Here is an 18,248-nt window from a genome sequence, read left to right as displayed (position 1 = left end):
CAGTCCTAGCCTTGGCGTATGGATCGCCGTTCGGAAGTGCGCGAGTTCCTCATGTCGCGGCGTGCGCGCGTCGAACCCGAGCAGGTCGGGCTGCCGTCGGGCGGCGACCGCCGCGTGCCGGGACTCCGTCGTGGCGAGGCGGCCGCGCTCGCCGGCGTCAGCGTGGAGTACTACGCGCGGTTGGAACGTGGCGGGCTCGGTGGCGCATCCGACGCCGTGCTCGACGGACTCGCGAAGGCCCTCCTGATGGATGACGCCGAACGAGAGCACCTCTATCGCCTCGCCCGCCAGGCCGACGGCGTGGGAGAGCGTCGGCGCACGACTCGCACGGCGTTGCCCGCCTGGCGACCGTCGGAGAGCATCCAGTGGGTCCTCGACTCGATGGAGTCCTCGGTCGCACTGATCGGCAATGGGCGGACCGACCTGCTCGCGTGGAACGCGCTCGGTGGCGCCCTCATGGACGAGATGATCTCGACCTCGACGACCTCACCGCCGAACTTCGCGAGGTTCATCTTCCTGGAGCCGGTCGCGCGCCGGTTCTATCCGGATTGGGACGTCGGCGCTCGCACGAATGTCGCCCAACTTCGCACCGAAGCCGGCCGGGACCCGCATGACAAGCAACTGCATGACCTGATCGGCGAACTGTCGACACGGAGCGACCACTTCCGCGCGTTGTGGGGTCGTCACGACGTCTGGCATCACGAGACCGGAGTCAAGCGCATCCACCATCAGGCCGTCGGCGACCTGGTCCTGCACTACGACGGACTCGACCTCGTCGGGCAGCCGGCCGTGCAACTCACCGTGCTGACTGCGGAGCCCGGCTCCCATGACGACGACGCGCTCCGGCTGCTCGGCACCTGGGCCTCGTCGAAGAAGGACCCAGCCACCACGCCGCCGGAACTGCATCGGTCCGAGCCCTGAACGCGCGGGGCGGCCGCGGACGATCTCCACCCGCACGCCTGCCCGGCTACACTCCGGGCATGACCGACGCGCCCGCGTATCGGATCTGGCCGCCGGTGGCACTGGGGATGCCGCTGTTGGCGGGGCTGCTGATCACCGCCGCCGTGGGCGATCCGATCGCGCTGCCACCCGCGATCTCGCGAGCGGTGGCGGCCGTCCTCATCGTGGCCTTCGCCGTCTGGAACGGGTGGGCGATCTGGCTCATGGGCCGTCACCGCACGGCCCTGCTGCCGGGCGGTGCGACGCGCACCATCCTCGACCGCGGCCCGTTCCGGGTGAGTCGAAACCCGCTCTACCTGGGCCTGATCGCCCTCGACATCGCACTGGCGCTGCTGTGGCCGTCGTTCTGGGCGCTCGTGCTCACGCCGGTCGGGGTCGTCGGCGTGTGGTGGGGCGCCATCGTTCCCGAGGAGCGGTACCTGCGAGCGAAGTTCGGGTCCGAGTACGACGCGTACTGTGCCCGAGTGCGCCGGTGGCTCTAACCAAACGTCGAGTTGACGCTTTCAGATGCACCGATCAGCCCGTGGGCGCGGTGATCTCGTGCGCCGGCACGAACGAGGCATCCACGATCGCACGGTCGCCCAGCTCGCGCTGGAGGTCGACCGTGAGAGGCGTCGGCGGATTGCTCGGACAGTTGTAGGCGCCCTCGGGGTGCGGGGCGACGCCGACCACGAGTTCGACGGTCGTCTCGGTCTCGACGATCTCGACCACCTCGATTCGACCTGTCGCCGGTTGCCCCGAGTTGCACGACCACTCGGTCGCGAGCAACGAGAGCTCGCGGTCATCGGCCTGGGGCGGGGCAGCGGGATCGAGCGTGAGCGAGACCTCGCCGAGACCGTCGAGCGCGATGCGCGGCGAGCAACTCGTCGACACGTCGACGCCCCAGGTGTCATCGATCGGCATTGCGCCGGGCGTGGCCGACACCGAGAGCAGGTCGAAGTCGCGCACGTCCCCGGCACCGAGGTCGACGGGTGGGTCGAGTTCGCGCATGAGCACGACGTGTTCATCGCTCGACACCGCGAGGAACCAGTCGTCGAGGTCGTCGATCGGCACGACCGGCGAGCCCTCGAGCAGGGCGGCGAGTTCCGCCGGAAGCTCCGACGCGGGCATCCGCTCGGCGAGCGCGCCGGCGCTGACCTCGACGCCCTGACACGTCAGGATCGTGTCGGGATCGAGCGGGTGCGGGGCGGTGCTCGAGGCGGCTGTGTCGGTGGCGCTCGGCGCTGGAGAGGGAGCGTTGCCGGCGCTCGCACACCCGGCGAGCGCAACGACCGCTGACGTCACGATCCCGACGACGAGGCCGACCCGGGCGGTGGCAAGAGGATCCATGGCCCCATTGTGGCCCGGGGCGTGGGCTGTGAATCGGTCGCAGACCCTCACGCTTTCGGCGAACCGGGCGTAGATTGCGTTATATCGCGTTTCGCGGCGCTGACGCGCGACTGGCGGAGGGGGACATCGTGGACGTCATCTTCGGGGTGCTGCTCGCACTGCTGATCATTGTGGCGCTCTCCGTCACGACGACCATCCTCGTGGTGCGGGCGATCGTGAAGCGGCTCCGACGAAGTCGTGCGGTCGGCGGCGCCGTCCTCCGCACGCGGGCCCGGGTGGCGACCGGCCCACGCGGCAAGGTGCTGCGACTGCGCGTGCGGCTCCGCGAATCGCTCGAGAGCGGCCGGGCCGCCCTCGACGTCGCCGCGCACGGCGACGGGCCACGCGGCGACCTCACGCGACTCTTCCGCCGCATTCAGCACGAGGGCGAGTCGCTCGACCTGCAACTCCGCCTGATGGAGAGCGAGACGGATGCCACGGCGCTGTCGCGTGAGCTGCCGACGGCCGACGGACGCGTCGACCAGGTCGTCGACCTGATCCGGCGACTCCGGTCCGCCGTCGCGGCGGGCCTCAGCGGCGTCTCCGACGACGCGCTCGCCGAGCTCCACGCCGACGTGGATCGCGAGGTCGCCGCACTGCATGCCGGCGTGCAGGAGCTTCGGCTGCTGAACCAGGGCGACGCGCTCGGCGGGCGGCCACGACCCATCCGCCCCGCCGCCTGAACCGACCGACACGAGGGGAACCGACATGGCCAGCAACAGCTCCCGGATGCGGACGATCTTCCGCACCAAGACCTCGAAGGCCCTCGACAAGATCGAGGACCCGCGCGACCTGCTCGACGACAGCTACGACCAGCAGGTCAAGCTGCTGCAGCAGGTGCGCCAGGCACTGGCCGAGGTCGCGACGGCGAAGAAGCGCATCGACCTGCAGGGGCAGGAGCTCGGCCAGCGGTACCAGCGCCTCGGCGCGCAGGCCCGCGAGGCGCTCGACCAGGGCCGCGAGGACCTCGCCCGCGCGGCGCTCGAGCGACGCTCGCTGATCGAACGCCAGGTCGCGCAGCTGCAGTCGCAGTACGCGGGCATGCAGAAGCAGACGTCGCAGCTCGAGGAGCGCGAACGCCGGCTCTCCGAGCAGATCGCGGCCTTCCGCATCGAGAAGGAGACGATCAAGGCGACCTACACCGCGTCCGAGGCGCAGGTGCGCGCCAACGAGGCCGTCGCCGGCATCGGTGCGACGATCGACGACGTCGGCACGAGCCTCGACCGCGCCCGCGACCGCGTCGCGCAGATGCAGGCGCGCGCCGAAGCCACCGATGAACTGATCAACAGCGGCGCGCTGCGCGACCTCACCGCGCCGCCAGACGCCGACATCGAACGCCAGCTCGCCGCCATGAGCGCCCAGGCCGAGATCGATCGCCAGATCCAGGAGCTGAAGGGCACGGGTACGGATGGCTCGCCGGGCCGCCCGCGCTCGGGCGGCGACGATGCCGGTGAGTGGCTGAGCATCGGGCAGGGGCCGAATCCGAGCTGATCGCGAGCGGAGATGGGGCGAACCATCTGTCCCGCAAACGGGGGCTCTGGCTGGATTCGGCGTAGCGTGAGCTTTCGGGACTCGGATTACCGACCAAGCGCTGCGAGACTCGCCGCGTATTCGTCTCTCGCGATCTGATCGGAGGGGCGCCGTGGGTTCGCTCAACCTCGACGGGGTCGTCCCCATCATGCTCGAGGACGACCTGCTCGACCATGTCTTCACCGTGATCACGACGAAGCTGCGCCGCAAGGAACCGGTGCTCCTCAGCTGGAGCGACGAATGCGGTCAGGAACAACGCGTGTTCCTCACGCCCATCACGTTCATCCGCGCGGAGTTCGACAGCACGGTCCGAGCGCCTCGTGACCGCCACCTGCTCGACCGGCTCATGATCGCCGTGAACAGCAACTCGGGGCTCTCGCTCGACGCCGCGATCGTCGACCGGCTCACCGATCACATCCCGACCGGCAGTTTCTCGACGCACCACCACGAGACCGCGGAATCGGCGGGCACTCCGGCGGCCTGATCGCCACGCAGGGTGCGTCGGGCGTCCGCTACGACGGCGGCCGCCCCGGTCGGACCATCCGGATCTCCCGGATGCCGTCGTCGACCGTCTCCGCGCCATCCGCGGCGAAGCCGTGCTTGCGGTAGAACGCCTGCGCCCGAGGGTTCGGGTCCGCCACCCAGAGCGCGACGGCCTCCTCCTGGCGGATCACGTGATGGAACAGGCGCGCGCCCGTGCCCGAGCCGAGTTCGGACGCGATGACGTAGAGCACGTACAGCTGGCGCGTCCACTCAGAGCCGGGTTCGTCGATCGGCCCCGACATGGCGACGCCGACGATCCGCCCGTCGTGCTCCGCCACGGCGATCCGGTTCGCGCGGTATCGCTCATCGGTCAGGGCGGTGGTCCAGAATCGCTCGCGCGCATCCTCGAATCCGGGATCGTCGAGGATGCGATCGGGCACGACGCCGCGGTAGGTCTCACGCCACGACCGCACGATCACCCGCGCCATCTCGCGGGCATCCCCTGCCCGCGCCGCACGCACCGTCGCGCCCACCATGCCTCGACCGTACTCGTGGGGCGAGGATGGGACGCATGGGCGCGATCGAGGAGTCGTCCCCCGGCGTCACGGCCGCGGTCGGGCTCAGGCCGCGGCGCGGCGCCGGATCGAGCGGGTCACCGACGGCAGTTCGCCGTACGCGCGCTCGTACGCCTCGGCGAAGCGCGACAGGTGCACGAACCCCCAACGGCGGGCGATCGCGCCGATACCGTCCGCGGGGTCGGCGAACCGCAGTTCGTCGCGAACCCCGGCGAGTCGGATGTCGCGCAGCGCCTCCGATGGCGGCCTGCCCTGCTCCGCGACGAACGCCGCGTGGAGGCCCCGCGGCGACACGTGCACCGCGGCCGCGACCTGTTCGACGGTCAGCGGACTCGCCGCGTGCGCGTGCATGTGGTCCATCGCCGCACGCACGGTCTTCGACCGCGCTCCGATCGCGACCTGTCGCCCGTTCGGTCCCGGCCACGCTAGCCGGAACGTGGCGAGATAGGTCGATGCGAGGTGATGGAACGCCGCCCGCTCGACGATGGGATCGGCGAAGGACTCGGGTGCGACGAGCATCGCCTGCCGGACGCGCGCGACGGCGTCCTCCCATCGAAGCCCGAGCTCGGGCGTCCGAGCCGCGAGCTCGACCGGATGGATCCGCTCGACGGGCTCACCGGAGATCGTGCGGGCGACCTCTTCGAGGCGAGCGCGGTCGAGCACGGTGCCGCGGGCCTGGAGTGCATCCCATCGTCCCGAGACCCCGTCGGCGGCGTTGATGTAGGGGCGCCGTGCGTCGACCGCTGTGCGACCGTACGTGATGTCGACGTTGCGACCGCGCGCCGAGACCACGAGCACCTCGTCGGCGCCGCCCTCGACGACGGTGGGCGCCGCGAACGCGTAGTCGACGATCGAGAACCCGGCGACGGACCGGCCCTGGATCCAGACGCGGAACGTGTCGGCGTCCACCCGGCCGAACTCGAGCCGCGGCACGAGCGGGGCGAACGCGTGCCGAGCCTCTTCGGGATCGTTCGTCTCGAATGAGGAGCGGACGAGTCCGTTCATGGGGGTTCCTCACCGTCGTCGCGCGAGGGCGCGCCGATTCAGGTCAGTGTATGCCCACGGTCCTGAAGATCCCCGGGTCAGACGGGAAACGAGGTCCGAAACGGTCTCTCAGAGCTCGACGACCGTCATGCCCGAACCGCCCCCGCCGGCACGTCCCATCGCGGCGAGCGCCTCGGGCACGTCGTCGAGCCCGATCCTGCGACCCACGAGCTCGATCGGCCGGAACGCCTCCGACGCGACCGCGCCGAGCAGGTCGGGGTACTCGTGCGCCGCCATGCCGTGGCTCCCGAGGATCTCGAGCTCGCCCGCGATCACCGCGTCCATCGGCATCGCCGCGACCGCGTGGTCGGCGAGCATGAGGCCGATCTGCACGTGGCGACCGCGCGTGCGGAGGCTCCGCACGGATGCGAAGGCCGTCTCGGGGCTGCCGTACGCGTCGACGGAGAGGTCGACTCCTCCCCCGCTGGCCTCACGGATGCGCTCGGCCGCACCGTCGCCGCCCTGGATGGGCACCGCGCCCAGCTCGGCCGCCGCGGCGAGCGCCGCCTCCGAGACGTCCACGCCGAACACCGGCACGCCGGCCGCGACGGCGATCATGATCGCGGAGAGGCCCACCCCGCCGCATCCGTGGACCGCGACCTGCTCACCCGGCTGCAGCCGGCCGCGCGCGATGATCGCCCGGTAGGCGGTGGCGAACCGACAGCCGAGCGACGCCGCCTCGACGAACCCGAGCGAGTCGGGCAGGCGGATCAGGTTGAGCTCGGCCTCGTCGACCACCACGTACTCGGCGAACGAGCCCCAATGGGTGAAACCAGGCTGGCGCTGCTGTTCGCACACCTGCTCGTTGCCCGACCGGCACTCGTCGCAGCGGCCGCACGCGCAGATGAAGGGTGCGGTGACCCGGTCGCCCACGCGCCATCCGCTCGCCTCGGCCACCTCGCCGCCGAGCTCGGCGACTTCGCCGGCGAACTCGTGACCCGGCACGTGCGGGAGCGCGATGACGTCGTCGTGCCCCATCCAGCCGTGCCAGTCGCTGCGGCACAGGCCCGTCGCGCGCACGCGGACGACGGCGCCACGCGGCGGGCAGGCGGGCGGGTCGACCTCGACGAGTTCGGGCCTCTGGCCGAAGTCGCGGTACATGACGGCGCGCACGGATCCTCCTCACGACAGGTGAAGGCCGAGCCGCCGGCAGGGGTACCGTGCACCGGGTCGCGCGCCCCCTCGGCGATGACGTGACGGATGCCGCGGCGACGCGGACCTCCGGAATCCTATCGGGACTCGTAGTCCTCTTCGGATTGTGTAACAATATCTCATGCGTTCCGTGCTCCTCGTCCTGGCGGCGGCCGTCTGCTTCGGCACGACCGGCACCGCGCAGGCGCTCGGCCCCGAGGCCGATCCCCTCTCGTTGGGCGCGGCGCGCATCCTGATCGGCGGGGGCGCGCTGGCCGCGGTCGCCCTCGTGCTGCAGCTCGCCGGGCGCCGGGACGATGCGACCGGGACATCCGTCGCCCCGACGCCCGGTGGCCTCGCGCCCCGGTTCCCGGCACTGCTCGCGGTGCTCGCCGGCGCGGCGGGCGTGCTCGCCTACCAGCCGGCGTTCTTCGCCGGCACCGCCGCGAACGGCGTCGCGGTGGGCACCGTCGTCGCGCTCGGATCCGCACCGGTGCTGACCGGCGTGCTCGACTGGGTCCTCCGGCGCCGGTTCCCCGGCCGGGTCTGGATCGTCGCCACCGCGCTGGCGACGGCCGGAGTCACCGTGCTGGCCGCAGCGACCGGCACCGGCCCGGCGGCCGTCGACCCGCTCGGCGTGGCCGCGTCGATCGCGGCCGGAGGCGCCTACGCGGTCTACACGCTCGCTGGCAAGTCGCTGCTCGATCGCGGCTGGACCTCGCCGGCGAGCATGGGAGCGATCTTCGGCGGCGCGGCCGCGGTCAGCCTGCCGGTGCTGCTGTCGACGGATGCCGCGTGGCTCGCGTCGCCGGACGGACTCGCGATGGCGCTGTGGCTCGGCCTCGTCACGACGACCGCCGCGTACCTGCTCTTCGGGGCCGGCCTGAAGCGGCTGACGCCCGCGACGGTGTCGACGCTCACGCTCGCCGAGCCGCTCACGGCCACGGTGCTCGGCGTGATCGTGCTCCATGAGCAGCTGTCGGGCGGCGCCGTCACCGGGTTGCTCGTGCTCGCCTCGGGCATCGTGCTGCTCGCGGTGGCCAGCGGTCGGCGGATGCCGCGGCGCGGCTCCGCACGTGCCGGAGACGACCCATCCGGACCCGGCTTCACGGCGCGCGTCGATGTCGGCGGCACGGCCTAGCGTCGGAGTATGGACGTCATCCTCATCCCCGGTTTCTGGCTCGATGCGAGTTCGTGGAGCGAGGTGACGCCGACGCTCGAGGCCGCCGGCCACCGGCTGCACGCCGTCACCCCGCCGGGCCTCGAATCCGTCGATGCGCCGCGCGCCGGCATCGGCCTCGACGACCACGTCGAAGCGGTCGTGCGCCTGGTCGACGGCATCGAGGGGCCGGTCGTGCTCGTCGGGCACTCGGGCGGCGGCACCGTCGCGCAGGCCGTGTCCGACCGCCGACCCGATCGCATCGCCCGCGTCGTCTACGTCGACGCGGCGCCCATGAGCGACGGCGACAGCATCAACGACAGCCTGCCCGTCGTGGGCGACGAGATCCCGCTGCCCGACTGGTCGGTGTTCGGCGACGGCATGCTCGCCGACCTCGACGACGAGGCGCGCCGCCGGTTCCGCGAGCGCTCGATCCCCGAACCCGCGGCCGTGGCGACCGACCCGCTCCGCCTCACCGACGACCGGCGACGCGACGTGCCGAGCACGATCATCACGTGCGAGTACCCCAGCGCGCAGCTCCGCGAATGGATGGCGCAGGGCGCGCCGTTCATCCGCGAGGTCGCGGCCATGCGCGACCTCGAGATCGTCGACCTGCCGACCGGGCACTGGCCGCAGTTCTCGCGGCCGGTCGAACTCGGTCGTCTCCTCGTCGAGGCGGCCGCTCGCTGAGCGAGGCGGCGGCCTACAGCTCGGAGCCGCTGACCCCGAACGTGTCGCACGCGCCGGCGCCCTGCTCGTAACCGGCCTCGAACCACCGCACGCGCTGCTCGCTCGTGCCGTGCGTGAACTGGTGCGGGTTGACCTGACCCTGAGTGGTCTCCTGGATGCGGTCGTCGCCGACCGCGGCGGCAGCGCTGAGCGCCTCGGTGTACTGGTCGCGCGTGATCGGCTGCAGGAACGGCACGCCGCGCTCGTCCTCGGTGTCCGAGGCCGCGGCCGCCCAGGCGCCTGCGAAGCAGTCCGCCTGCAACTCGACCCGCACCGCGTTGGAGGTCGGGCCCGTCTGGCCGTCCCGCGACGACTCGAGGATCCCGGCGAGGTTCTGCACGTGGTGGCCCCACTCGTGCGCGACGACGTACATCTCGGCGAGCGGACCGCTCTCGGCACCGAACTGCTGCTCGAGCGTGTCGTAGAACGAGGTGTCGATGTAGATCGTCTGGTCGGGCGGGCAGTAGAACGGGCCCGTCGCCGACGAGGCGTTGCCGCAGCCGGTCGCGACGGCCTGGCTGAACAGGATGAGGTCCTGCGGGCCGACGTAGTCCAAGCCGACCTGCGGCCCGGCCTCCTGCCAGTAGTCCTCGAGCGAGGCCGTCGCGCCCTGCATGCGGCAGTCGATGCGCTCGTTCGCGTCCTGGCCGGTCTTGCACTCCTCGAGCGCGGAGTCCGGCGCCGCCGGGTCCTGCTGGCCGCCGCCGACCAGCCCGCTGAGGTCGACGCCGAGGAACTGCGCGATCAGGAACAGTGCGACCGCGCCGAGACCGCCGCCGACCGCGATTCCGGTGTTGCGCCCGCGTCGTGACGCCTTGCCGCCGCTGATGTCGGAGTTCGGATTGAACGTCATGGCCCGACGTTACCGCTCGGCATCGCCGCGGGGATCCGCCTTCCGTTTGCCCCGTCGCCGCGCTACGCTGCCGGACCCGTCGCGATCTCCGTCGTCGTCATCTTCGGTGCCGTCGTCGTCGTCATCGTCTTCGTCTTCATCGTCGTCGTCTTCGTCGTTGTCATCATCGTCTTCGTCTTCGTCTTCGTCATCGTCATCGTCGTCGTCGTCATCATCGTCGTCTTCGTCTTCGTCATCGTCATCGTCGTCGTCGTCATCATCGTCGTCTTCGTCATCGTCATCATCGTCGTCGTCGTCGTCGTCATCATCGTCGTCGTCGTCATCGTCATCGACGTCGTCATCGGTGTTCCGACCACCATCGCCGTCGGAGTCAGCCGCCTCATCGCCGTCGGCTTCCGTGCGGTCGTCCTCGACGTCATCCTCGTCGACCTCGGCCGCGTCGAGGTCGGTCCCGCCGTCCTCATCGGCGGCGGCGGTCTCGTCCTCGTCGGAATCCGCGGCGGTCTCCTGCTCCGCCTCGTCGCCCGCGATCACTCCGGTAGCCGCCGTCTCGTCGGACGGGGTGGTCTCGCTCGGCTCGGCGAAGCGATCGGTCGCGGCGATCAGCGCATCGAGGATGCCCGGCTCGTCGAACGCGTGCCCGGCGTCGTCGATGATGCGCAGGTCGGCCTCCGGCCACGCCCTGTGCAGGTCCCAGGCGGTCATCATGGGCGTGCACATGTCGTAGCGGCCCTGAACGATGACCGCGGGGATGCCGCGGAGCCGTTCGGCGTCGCGGATGAGCTGGCCCTCGTCCCACCATCCGCCGTGCCGGAAGTAATGGTTCTCGATGCGGGCGAACGCGGTGGCGTATTCCGGGGCCGTGAAGCGGGCGATCGTCTCGGCCTGCGGAAGCAGCGTGATGGTCGACGACTCCCACCGCGACCAGGCGATCGCGGCAGCCTGGTGCACCTCGGGGTCGGGGTCGGAGAGCAGCCGGTGGAAGGCCTCGATGAGGTGCGCCCGCTCGCCGAGGGGCACTGGTGCGATGAAGTCCTCCCAGAGGTCGGGGAAGATCGCCGACGCACCGCCCTCGTAGAACCAGTCGAGTTCCTGACGGCGCAGCGTGAAGATGCCGCGCAGCACCATCTCGGTCACGCGTTCGGGATGGGTCTGGGCGTAGGCGAGCGCGAGCGAGCTGCCCCACGAACCTCCGAACACCTGCCAGCGGTCGATGCCGAGATGCGCGCGCAGCCGCTCCATGTCGGCCACCAGGTGCCAGGTGGTGTTCGCGGAGAGGTCGGCGCCCGGCTCGGACGCATGGGGGATCGAGAAGCCGCAGCCTCGCTGGTCGAACAGCACGATCCGGTAGCGGGAGGGATCGAAGAGCCGACGATGCGTCGCCGTCGTGCCGCCGCCGGGCCCGCCGTGCAGGAACACCACGGGCTTGCCCTCGCGATTGCCCGAGACCTCCCAGTAGATGTGCTGGCCGTCCCCGACGTCGAGCATGCCCGTCTCGAGCGGCTCGATCTCCGGATAGAGCTCCCTCATACTGTCCCCTCCGTCCACCGCGCCCCCTTGCCCGCCACGCTAGCGACCGTAGGATACCGCCGCCCGGCGGCGCGCCGCCGCGGATTCCGCAGTCGGGCGGGGAGCGACCTGCCGCGACGGAGCGCCCGGCGTAGGCTCGGGCCATGAGCCCCACTCCGGTCACGATCACCATCACGGGCGCGGGCGGGCAGATCGGCTACGCCCTCCTCTTCCGGATCGCCTCGGGCGCGATGCTCGGGCCGGACACCCCCGTGCGTCTCCACCTGCTCGAGATCCCGCAGGGCCTGCGGGCGGCCGAGGGCGCGGCGCTCGAACTCCAGGACTCGGCGTTCCCGCTGCTCTCGCACGTCGAGATCACCGACGACCCCGCCGTCGCGTTCCGCGGCGCGAATCTCGCCCTGCTCGTGGGGGCCCGGCCGCGCGCCGCCGGGATGGAACGCGGCGACCTGCTGCAGGCCAACGGCGGCATCTTCGGACCGCAGGGCCGCGCGATCAACGAGTACGCGGCCGACGACATCCGCGTGGTGGTCGTCGGCAACCCGGCGAACACGAACGCGCTCATCGCGGCGTCCAACGCGCCCGACGTGCCGAAGGAGCGTTTCACGGCACTCACCCGCCTCGACCACAACCGGGCGCTCGGTCAGCTCGCCGCGGCACTCCAGTCGCCGGTCGGCGATCTCCGCGGCGTCACGATCTGGGGCAACCACTCCGCGACGCAGTTCCCCGATGTCGCGCACGCGACCGCCGGCGCGGAACCGGTGCCCGCGCTGCTCGCCGCGCGCATGGGCGGCACCGACGCGGCCCGCGCCTGGCTCGAGGACCAGTTCATCCCGCGAGTGGCCAAGCGCGGCGCGGAGATCATCGAGGTGCGCGGCTCCTCGTCCGTCGCGTCGGCCGCGTCGGCGACGATCGACCACGTGCGCGACTGGGTGCTCGGCACGGGCGATCGGGGCCGCACGAGCGCGGCAGTCTGGTCGAATGGCGAGTACGGCGTCGCCGAGGGCGTCATCTCGTCGTTCCCCGTGGTGTCCGAGGACGGCACGTGGAAGGTCGTCGAGTCGCTCGGGGTCGACGACTTCGCCCGACGACGCATCGACGCCTCGGTCGCCGAGCTCGTCGACGAGCGCGAGGCCGTGCGCTCGCTCGGCCTGATCTGACGGCGACGGATGGCGCGGCGGGGCGCCGTGGCGTCCGCCTAGGCTGAGGCCATGCCCGACCGTGAACCCATGTCGCCCGCACGCCGCCGCCAACTCATCGTGGGCCTCGTGGTCGGGCTCATCGTCGGCATCGCCGTCAGCGTCTGGACCGGGTTCTGGGTGTGGCTCGGCGCCGGCCTCGCGGTCGGCCTCGCGGCCGGCGCGATCATGAAGCCGCCCGGCGAGGATGACGACGCGAGCGGCGCACGGAAGCGCTGACTCTCCGAGACGACGACGGGCCGGGCGCGTCGCGCCCGGCCCGCCCACGCGGCATCCGCTATCGCCTGGCCTTCTCAAACTTCTCGGGAGCCGGAAGCGAGCCCGCCTCGCGCTGCGCCGCGTAGTACGCGCGCGCCTCGTCCTGCCGCTCCTGCTCCGCGCCGGAGGCGATCGCCGCGCGCAGGTGCTCGGGCGCGAACCCGAACGCGTCGACGAGGTCGAGCGCGTACGGGCGCAGACGCTCGACGAGGCGGTCGATGTACGCCGTGACGGCCTGGGCGCGCTGCGGCGAGAGCCGGCCGTGGATCAGGTACCACGCGAGGTGCTTCTCGATCAGGCCGAGCCCGAACAGGTCGCGGACCCACGTGAGCACCTGCTTCGTGCCGGCGTCCTCGGTGCGGGCGAGCCCGCGCGTGAACGCCTCCCACTGCAGCAGCTCGGCGTGCGCGCGGGCCGCCTCGATGAGCTCGTTCTGGTTGCGGTTGAACAGCGCCGCCGCCTCGGCCTTCGACAGCTTGCGCGCGTCGCGAAGGCGCCCGGCGATCTCGGCGATCATCGCCTCGACGCGGTCGGTGAGCAGCTCGCGCTGCGTCTCCTCCTCGCGCAGCTCGTGCACCGACCGGGCCGTCGAGCCGAAGTCGGCGATCGTCTGCGCGAGACGGCGCAGGCCCGTGCCGTGATAGGCGCGGTCCGCCGTCTGCGCGACCACGTACCGCGCCATCGCGCCGGCATCCGCGTTCGCGAACTGCTTCGAGTAGTCGGTCAGCAGTCGCTTGGCCACGAGCTGCAGCAGGACGTTGTTGTCGCCCTCGAACGTGACATAGATGTCGAGGTCCTGGCGCAGGCCGACGAGGCGGTTCTCGGCGAGGAATCCGGCGCCGCCCGTCGCCTCGCGGGCCTCCTGCAGCGTGTCGAGCGCGTGCCAGGTCGAGAGCGGCTTGAGCGCGGCCGCGATCGTCTCGAGGTCCTGCCGGTCGTCGTCGGTGTCGGCCTCGCCCGAGAACACCGCGTCGAACTTCACGAGGAACTCGTCGTGCGCGAAGACCTGCGCGTACGTCGTCGCGAGCCTCGGGATGAGCCGGCGCTGGTGTCGCTGGTAGTCGAGCAGCACCTCCTCGTCGGTGTCGCTGCCCGCGTTGAATTGGCGGCGCTGCGTGCCGTAGGTGATCGCGATCGCGAGGCCCATGGCGCTCGCGATGGTCGAGGCGCCGTCGAGCGAGACGCGGCCCTGCACGAGCGTGCCGAGCATGGTGAAGAAGCGGCGACCGGGGCTCGCGATGGGACTCGAGTACGTGCCGTCGGCCGCGACGTCGCCGTAGCGGTTCAGCAGGTTCGCGCGCGGCACGCGCACGTCCGTGAAGTGCAGGCGCCCGTTGTCGATGCCGTTCAGGCCGCCCTTGAGGCCGTCGTCCTCGCCGCCGACACCCGGCAGGAACTCGCCGCGCTCGTCGCGGATCGGCACGTAGAAGGCGTGGACGCCGTGGTTGACGCCCTTCGTGATGAGCTGCGCGAAGACGACCGCCGCGATGCCGTGCAGCGCTGCGTTGCCGAGGTAGTCCTTCCACGCGCCGCGGAACGGCGTGTGGATCACGAACTCCTCGGTCTCGGGGTCGTACGTCGCGGTCGTGCCGATGGCCGCCACGTCGGAGCCGTGCCCGGTCTCGGTCATCGCGAAGGCGCCGGGCACCTCGAGCGTCATGGCACCGGGGAGGTACCGCTCGTGGTGGGGTGTCGTCCCGAGGTGCAGGATGGCGGCCGCGAAGAGTCCCCACTGGACGCCCGACTTGATCTGCAGGCTGGGGTCGGCCAGCACGAGCTCCTCGAACGCGGCGATGTTGCCGCCGTGGTCGTCCTCGCCGCCCAGCTCCTTCGGGAACGCCTTGTGCACGGCGCCCGACTCGACGAGGAGCCGGAGCTGGCCCAGCACGCGTTCGCGGTGCTCGGCCATCGACTGCCCGTCGATGCGCTGGAACGCGGGATCGGCGGCGCGCTCGCGCGCGGCGAGTCGCACGTCGGCCCACGTGCCGAGCAGCTGGCGGCCGAGGGCCGCCACGTCGACGACGGGCGCCGCGTTCGAGTCGATCGGGGTGTACGCGGGAGTGGCCTCGGCGGCGCGCGCTCGGGTGCTCGGGCGCTCGACCTTGGGGGCCGGGGTGGAGTCGGTTCGGGATGCCGTGTCGACCATCGTCGGTTCGTCCTTCATACGCGGATCAGGGCTTCCATCCACGCTATGGGCCGGGTCGGCGACCCCGGAAATAGTGCGTCAGGTGCCGACAAACCGCCGTTCGCGCCATCCGCTCGCGTTTGTGGAACTCCACAAGCGAGGGCTCGCACACCGTTGGAGCATCGACAAGTGGGGGCCTTGCGACTAGCGCTGCGGTTGATCGACCGCGAGGCCGCGGAAGAACCGCGTCGAGTCGGCCGACCAGAGCAGGACGATGATGGCGAGCGCGACCAGGGCGCTCACGATCTCGTTCACGGCGGTCGAGGGGTTCGCGACGGCCGCGCTCACGGACGCCGCGATCGACACGACCTCGATCGCGGTGATCGCGATGCGGGCGATCGGATTGCCGTTCATGAGGCCGAAGGCGATCACCGCCGCGAGCGCGCCGACGAGGAGCGAGACGGAACCCATGATCGCCCACGTCGTCCGGGTCGCGTCGTCGTCGCCGCCGATCGTCGCCCCGACGAGGAGGAAGCCTCCGGCGACGAGGTCGAGTGCCGCGTTCACCCAGACCAGCACCCCGACCACCGTCACCGCGGTCGGCCGAGCCGCGCGGCCGAGGTCGCGACCGCTCATCGTCGCCGACCGATCGCGATGTCGTGGCGCATCACTCGACCGTGCCGACGAAGAACCGGCTCGCCTTCGGCGTCCAGAGCAGGATCAGCAGCAGGACCGAGAATGCCAGGCCGATCCACTCGCCGGCGACCGACGGATCGCTCATGTACGCCACGGCGAGGAACAGCGATCCGATGATCGAGAGCATCTGCAGCACCGTGATGATGAGCCGCGCCGTGTTGCTGCCGCGGAGCAACCCGCCCGCGAGGACCGCCGTGATGAGGCCGACGACGATCGAGCCGATGGCGGCGCTGATGAGCCCGCCCGAGCCGCCGAAGCGCGCGACCACCTCGTCGTTGGGCAGCCGGAAGAACAGCAGCACGCCGGAGATCATGTCGAGCGCGCCGGCGATGAAGGCGACCACGCCGATGAGCGTGATGGTGACCGGACGCTTCCCGTGGACCACTTCGGACATCTTCGTCTCCCTCGAGCCGGGCCGACCCCGAAGCGGCCCCTCGGCCGATGCTATCGAGGAGTACCGGGTGCCCCCACGGTACGAAGGTCCCGTGCCGAGCCGCGGCGGTCGGCTCGAGCGCGATCAGCCGGCGTGGTCGGCGACCACGCGCACCAGCGCCTCGCCGTACGCCTCGAGCTTCTTCGCGCCGATGCCCGAGATGCCGTCGAGCTGGCCGAGCGTCGAGGGACGCTGCGCCGCGACGGCGCGGAGCGTCGCGTCGCCGAACACGATGTACGCCGGAACGCCCTGGTCTCGCGCCTCACCCGCACGCCACGCGCGAAGCGCCTCGAAGAGCTCGGCGTCGGCCGGCTCGAGGTCGGCCGCGGCGGGCGCGGCCGCGCGTGCGCCGCGCGAAGTGCGCCCGGGTCGCTCGGGCTCGGTGCGGAAGGCGACCGTGCGATCGCCCGCGAGGACCTCGGCCGAGGCATCCGTCAGGGCGAGCACGCCGTACTCGCCGACCGATTGCAGCAGTCCCTGCGCGAGCAGCTGACGTACGACGCCGCGCCACTGCGCATCGGAGAGGTCGTCGCCGATGGCCCACGTCGCCAGGCGGTCGTGGCCGTACTGCTCGACCCGCGCCGTGCGCTTGCCGCGCAGGATGTCGACGAGGTGGCCGGCGCCGAACCGCTGGTTCCGCTCGCGCTGCAGCCGGACGATGGTCGACATGAGCTTCTGCGCCGGCACAGTGCCATCCCACGAGGCGGGCGGCTCGAGGCAGGTGTCGCAGTTGCCGCACGGGGTGCTCGGTTCGCCGAAGTACGCCAGCAGGTTCTGGCGCCGGCACTGCACGGTCTCGCACAGCGCGAGCATCGCGCCGAGGTGCGCGGCGAGGCGTCGCCGGTGCGCCAGGTCGCCGGGGCTCTCGTCGATCATGCGGCGCTGCTGCACCACGTCCTGCAGGCCGTACGCGAGCCACGCCGTCGCGGGCAGGCCGTCGCGACCCGCGCGACCCGTCTCCTGGTAGTAGCCCTCGACCGACTTCGGCAGGTCGACGTGGGCGACGAACCGCACGTCGGGCTTGTCGATGCCCATGCCGAAGGCGATGGTCGCGACCACGACCACGCCGTCGTCGCGGAGGAATCGCTCCTGCGTGCGCCGGCGGGTGGCAGCATCGAGGCCGGCGTGGTATGGCATCGCGTCGATCCCGTTCGCGGCGAGGAACGACGCGAACTTCTCGGTGCTCGCGCGCGACAGGGCGTACACGATGCCCGCGACCGGGTTGCCGTCGGCGTCGCGGCCCTCGGTGCGCACGAAGTCGAGCAGCTGGCGTCGTACGTCGAGCTTGGGCGCGATGCGGTACTGGATGTTGGGCCGGTCGAAACTCGACACGAAGTGCCGCGCGTCGGCGAGCGAGAGGCGGTCGGTGATCTCGCGGTGGGTCGCCTCGGTGGCCGTCGCAGTCAGGGCGATTCGCGGCACGTCGGGCCAGCGCTCGGCCAGCTCGGCGAGCGCGAGGTAGTCGGGCCGGAAGTCGTGGCCCCACTGGGCGACGCAGTGCGCCTCGTCGATCGCGAACAGCGCGATGGTGCCGCGCTCGAGGAAGCGCTTGGTGTGCTCGGAGCCGAGGCGCTCGGGAGCGACGTAGAGCAGGTCGAGCTCGCCCGCGACGTACGCGCGCTCGACCTGCGCGCGCTCGGCCGGCGACTGCGAGGAGTTGAGGTAGCCCGCACGAACGCCGTTGCGCACGAGCGCGTCGACCTGGTCGTGCATGAGCGCGATGAGCGGCGAGACCACGACGCCCGTGCCCTCGCGCAGCAGCGACGGAACCTGGTAGCAGAGGCTCTTGCCGCCGCCGGTGGGCATGAGCACCACGGCGTCGCCACCACCGGCGACGTGCTCGATGATGGCCGCCTGCTCGCCGCGGAACGCGTCGTAGCCGTAGACGGTGCGGAGCGCCTCGAGCGGGGAGCCGAATCGCGCGGGCGCCGCGGCCTGGGCGACTCCCCGCGGTGCCGACGGCGTGGACGCGCCGACGTCCGGCTCGTCGGCGAATGGCGGCGCCGGAGGCGCCCACTCATCGTCGGGCGGCACCAGCTCGTCGGGATCCCACGGCACCTCGTCGGCCCAGGCGCCGGCCGGTTCGGGGTTCTGGCTCCACGTCACCCGACGACCCTACCCGCCGGGGCCGACAGCGTGGCGGGCGCGTGGCGAGCATGCGTCGACCGCGAGCTGGGG

18 protein-coding genes and 1 pseudogene are annotated in these 18,248 nt (G+C 71.6%); 9 read left to right on the top strand and 10 right to left on the bottom strand.

Features of this window, described 5'->3' with window-relative positions; genetic code table 11:
• Positions 1 to 18 precede the first annotated feature (18 nt).
• Together ACFQ58_RS05315 and ACFQ58_RS05310 are read left to right on the top strand one after the other, a co-directional pair.
• Complete coding sequence (locus ACFQ58_RS05315) at positions 19 to 921, top strand: helix-turn-helix transcriptional regulator (RefSeq protein ID WP_376950007.1); 903 nt, start codon at positions 19 to 21, stop codon at positions 919 to 921.
• A 59-nt stretch (positions 922 to 980) separates the two neighbouring features.
• Positions 981 to 1,442, top strand: coding sequence for a methyltransferase family protein (locus ACFQ58_RS05310; protein ID WP_376950006.1), 462 nt, complete (start codon positions 981 to 983; stop codon positions 1,440 to 1,442).
• A gap of 34 nt (positions 1,443 to 1,476) precedes the next feature.
• On the opposite strand, the gene ACFQ58_RS05305 is transcribed toward ACFQ58_RS05310, so the two are convergent.
• The gene (locus ACFQ58_RS05305; RefSeq protein WP_376950005.1) at positions 1,477 to 2,289 is read right to left on the bottom strand and encodes a hypothetical protein; all 813 of its coding nucleotides are present in this window, start codon (positions 2,287 to 2,289) and stop codon (positions 1,477 to 1,479) included.
• Positions 2,290 to 2,417: 128 nt separating this feature from the next.
• Between ACFQ58_RS05305 and ACFQ58_RS05300 the strand changes: the two genes are divergently transcribed.
• The 3 genes from ACFQ58_RS05300 to ACFQ58_RS05290 all read left to right on the top strand — a co-directional run bounded on the left by ACFQ58_RS05300 (position 2,418) and on the right by ACFQ58_RS05290 (position 4,342).
• Positions 2,418 to 3,011: a hypothetical protein gene (locus tag ACFQ58_RS05300; RefSeq protein WP_376950004.1), complete on the top strand. Its 594-nt coding sequence runs from the start codon at positions 2,418 to 2,420 to the stop codon at positions 3,009 to 3,011.
• A 25-nt stretch (positions 3,012 to 3,036) separates the two neighbouring features.
• Positions 3,037 to 3,819 (top strand): PspA/IM30 family protein, encoded by a 783-nt coding sequence (locus ACFQ58_RS05295; RefSeq protein WP_376950003.1) that lies wholly within the window; start codon positions 3,037 to 3,039, stop codon positions 3,817 to 3,819.
• A gap of 151 nt (positions 3,820 to 3,970) precedes the next feature.
• Entirely contained in the window at positions 3,971 to 4,342 is a 372-nt protein-coding gene (locus ACFQ58_RS05290; RefSeq protein ID WP_376950002.1) for a hypothetical protein, read from the top strand.
• 28 nt (positions 4,343 to 4,370) lie between these two features.
• On the opposite strand, the gene ACFQ58_RS05285 is transcribed toward ACFQ58_RS05290, so the two are convergent.
• The 3 genes from ACFQ58_RS05285 to ACFQ58_RS05275 all read right to left on the bottom strand — a co-directional run bounded on the left by ACFQ58_RS05285 (position 4,371) and on the right by ACFQ58_RS05275 (position 7,073).
• Positions 4,371 to 4,877: a GNAT family N-acetyltransferase gene (locus tag ACFQ58_RS05285; protein ID WP_376950001.1), complete on the bottom strand. Its 507-nt coding sequence runs from the start codon at positions 4,875 to 4,877 to the stop codon at positions 4,371 to 4,373.
• A gap of 84 nt (positions 4,878 to 4,961) precedes the next feature.
• Positions 4,962 to 5,921 carry a helix-turn-helix transcriptional regulator gene (locus ACFQ58_RS05280; protein ID WP_376950000.1) on the bottom strand — a complete coding sequence of 320 codons (960 nt, stop codon included), beginning with the start codon at positions 5,919 to 5,921 and terminating at the stop codon, positions 4,962 to 4,964.
• A 108-nt stretch (positions 5,922 to 6,029) separates the two neighbouring features.
• Positions 6,030 to 7,073, bottom strand: a complete 1,044-nt coding sequence (locus ACFQ58_RS05275; RefSeq protein WP_376949999.1) for an alcohol dehydrogenase catalytic domain-containing protein — start codon at positions 7,071 to 7,073, stop codon at positions 6,030 to 6,032.
• Positions 7,074 to 7,233: 160 nt separating this feature from the next.
• Between ACFQ58_RS05275 and ACFQ58_RS05270 the strand changes: the two genes are divergently transcribed.
• Both ACFQ58_RS05270 and ACFQ58_RS05265 read left to right on the top strand, forming a co-directional pair.
• The gene (locus tag ACFQ58_RS05270; protein WP_376949998.1) at positions 7,234 to 8,232 is read left to right on the top strand and encodes a DMT family transporter; all 999 of its coding nucleotides are present in this window, start codon (positions 7,234 to 7,236) and stop codon (positions 8,230 to 8,232) included.
• Between the two features lie 9 nt (positions 8,233 to 8,241).
• Positions 8,242 to 8,940, top strand: a complete 699-nt coding sequence (locus ACFQ58_RS05265; RefSeq protein ID WP_376949997.1) for an alpha/beta fold hydrolase — start codon at positions 8,242 to 8,244, stop codon at positions 8,938 to 8,940.
• Between the two features lie 13 nt (positions 8,941 to 8,953).
• Here ACFQ58_RS05265 and ACFQ58_RS05260 read toward each other — a convergent pair whose 3' ends face one another.
• Both ACFQ58_RS05260 and pip read right to left on the bottom strand, forming a co-directional pair.
• Entirely contained in the window at positions 8,954 to 9,832 is an 879-nt protein-coding gene (locus tag ACFQ58_RS05260; protein ID WP_376949996.1) for a neutral zinc metallopeptidase, read from the bottom strand.
• A 576-nt stretch (positions 9,833 to 10,408) separates the two neighbouring features.
• Positions 10,409 to 11,362 (bottom strand): annotated as a pseudogene (pip, locus tag ACFQ58_RS05255) (prolyl aminopeptidase); the annotation flags it as partial.
• A 143-nt stretch (positions 11,363 to 11,505) separates the two neighbouring features.
• On the opposite strand from pip, the gene ACFQ58_RS05250 reads away from it, so the two are divergent.
• Positions 11,506 to 12,519 carry a malate dehydrogenase gene (locus tag ACFQ58_RS05250; RefSeq protein ID WP_376949995.1) on the top strand — a complete coding sequence of 338 codons (1,014 nt, stop codon included), beginning with the start codon at positions 11,506 to 11,508 and terminating at the stop codon, positions 12,517 to 12,519.
• Positions 12,520 to 12,570: 51 nt separating this feature from the next.
• Entirely contained in the window at positions 12,571 to 12,777 is a 207-nt protein-coding gene (locus tag ACFQ58_RS05245) for an HPP family protein (RefSeq protein ID WP_376949994.1), read from the top strand.
• A 58-nt stretch (positions 12,778 to 12,835) separates the two neighbouring features.
• Here the strand turns inward: ACFQ58_RS05245 and ACFQ58_RS05240 are convergent, their stop codons facing one another.
• The 4 genes from ACFQ58_RS05240 to recQ all read right to left on the bottom strand — a co-directional run bounded on the left by ACFQ58_RS05240 (position 12,836) and on the right by recQ (position 18,176).
• On the bottom strand, positions 12,836 to 14,962 hold the full coding sequence (locus ACFQ58_RS05240; RefSeq protein WP_376950338.1) for an acyl-CoA dehydrogenase: 2,127 nt from the start codon (positions 14,960 to 14,962) through the stop codon (positions 12,836 to 12,838).
• A gap of 183 nt (positions 14,963 to 15,145) precedes the next feature.
• Positions 15,146 to 15,577: a hypothetical protein gene (locus tag ACFQ58_RS05235; protein ID WP_376949993.1), complete on the bottom strand. Its 432-nt coding sequence runs from the start codon at positions 15,575 to 15,577 to the stop codon at positions 15,146 to 15,148.
• Positions 15,578 to 15,608: 31 nt separating this feature from the next.
• Complete coding sequence (locus ACFQ58_RS05230; protein WP_376949992.1) at positions 15,609 to 16,031, bottom strand: hypothetical protein; 423 nt, start codon at positions 16,029 to 16,031, stop codon at positions 15,609 to 15,611.
• 123 nt (positions 16,032 to 16,154) lie between these two features.
• The gene (gene recQ / locus ACFQ58_RS05225) at positions 16,155 to 18,176 is read right to left on the bottom strand and encodes a DNA helicase RecQ (RefSeq protein WP_376949991.1); all 2,022 of its coding nucleotides are present in this window, start codon (positions 18,174 to 18,176) and stop codon (positions 16,155 to 16,157) included.
• Positions 18,177 to 18,248: the final 72 nt, after the last annotated feature.

This window comes from Agromyces sp. NPDC056523, from assembly GCF_042794545.1.
GTDB lineage: Bacteria > Actinomycetota > Actinomycetes > Actinomycetales > Microbacteriaceae > Agromyces.
Note: the sequence above shows the minus strand (reverse complement) of the source record. Positions and strands in the feature narration are given on the sequence as shown.

Excerpts from the sequence above, each read along its gene's own strand:
- ACFQ58_RS05315 (WP_376950007.1), top strand. The coding sequence starts at position 19 with ATGGATCGCCGTTCGGAAGTGCGCGAGTTCCTCATGTCGCGGCGTGCG.
- ACFQ58_RS05310 (WP_376950006.1), top strand. The coding sequence starts at position 981 with ATGACCGACGCGCCCGCGTATCGGATCTGGCCGCCGGTGGCACTGGGG.
- ACFQ58_RS05305 (WP_376950005.1), bottom strand. The coding sequence starts at position 2,289 with ATGGATCCTCTTGCCACCGCCCGGGTCGGCCTCGTCGTCGGGATCGTG.
- ACFQ58_RS05295 (WP_376950003.1), top strand. The coding sequence starts at position 3,037 with ATGGCCAGCAACAGCTCCCGGATGCGGACGATCTTCCGCACCAAGACC.
- ACFQ58_RS05285 (WP_376950001.1), bottom strand. The coding sequence starts at position 4,877 with ATGGTGGGCGCGACGGTGCGTGCGGCGCGGGCAGGGGATGCCCGCGAG.
- ACFQ58_RS05280 (WP_376950000.1), bottom strand. The coding sequence starts at position 5,921 with ATGAACGGACTCGTCCGCTCCTCATTCGAGACGAACGATCCCGAAGAG.
- ACFQ58_RS05270 (WP_376949998.1), top strand. The coding sequence starts at position 7,234 with ATGCGTTCCGTGCTCCTCGTCCTGGCGGCGGCCGTCTGCTTCGGCACG.
- ACFQ58_RS05265 (WP_376949997.1), top strand. The coding sequence starts at position 8,242 with ATGGACGTCATCCTCATCCCCGGTTTCTGGCTCGATGCGAGTTCGTGG.
- ACFQ58_RS05260 (WP_376949996.1), bottom strand. The coding sequence starts at position 9,832 with ATGACGTTCAATCCGAACTCCGACATCAGCGGCGGCAAGGCGTCACGA.
- ACFQ58_RS05250 (WP_376949995.1), top strand. The coding sequence starts at position 11,506 with ATGAGCCCCACTCCGGTCACGATCACCATCACGGGCGCGGGCGGGCAG.
- ACFQ58_RS05245 (WP_376949994.1), top strand. The coding sequence starts at position 12,571 with ATGCCCGACCGTGAACCCATGTCGCCCGCACGCCGCCGCCAACTCATC.
- ACFQ58_RS05240 (WP_376950338.1), bottom strand. The coding sequence starts at position 14,962 with ATGGTCGACACGGCATCCCGAACCGACTCCACCCCGGCCCCCAAGGTC.
- ACFQ58_RS05235 (WP_376949993.1), bottom strand. The coding sequence starts at position 15,577 with ATGAGCGGTCGCGACCTCGGCCGCGCGGCTCGGCCGACCGCGGTGACG.
- ACFQ58_RS05230 (WP_376949992.1), bottom strand. The coding sequence starts at position 16,031 with ATGTCCGAAGTGGTCCACGGGAAGCGTCCGGTCACCATCACGCTCATC.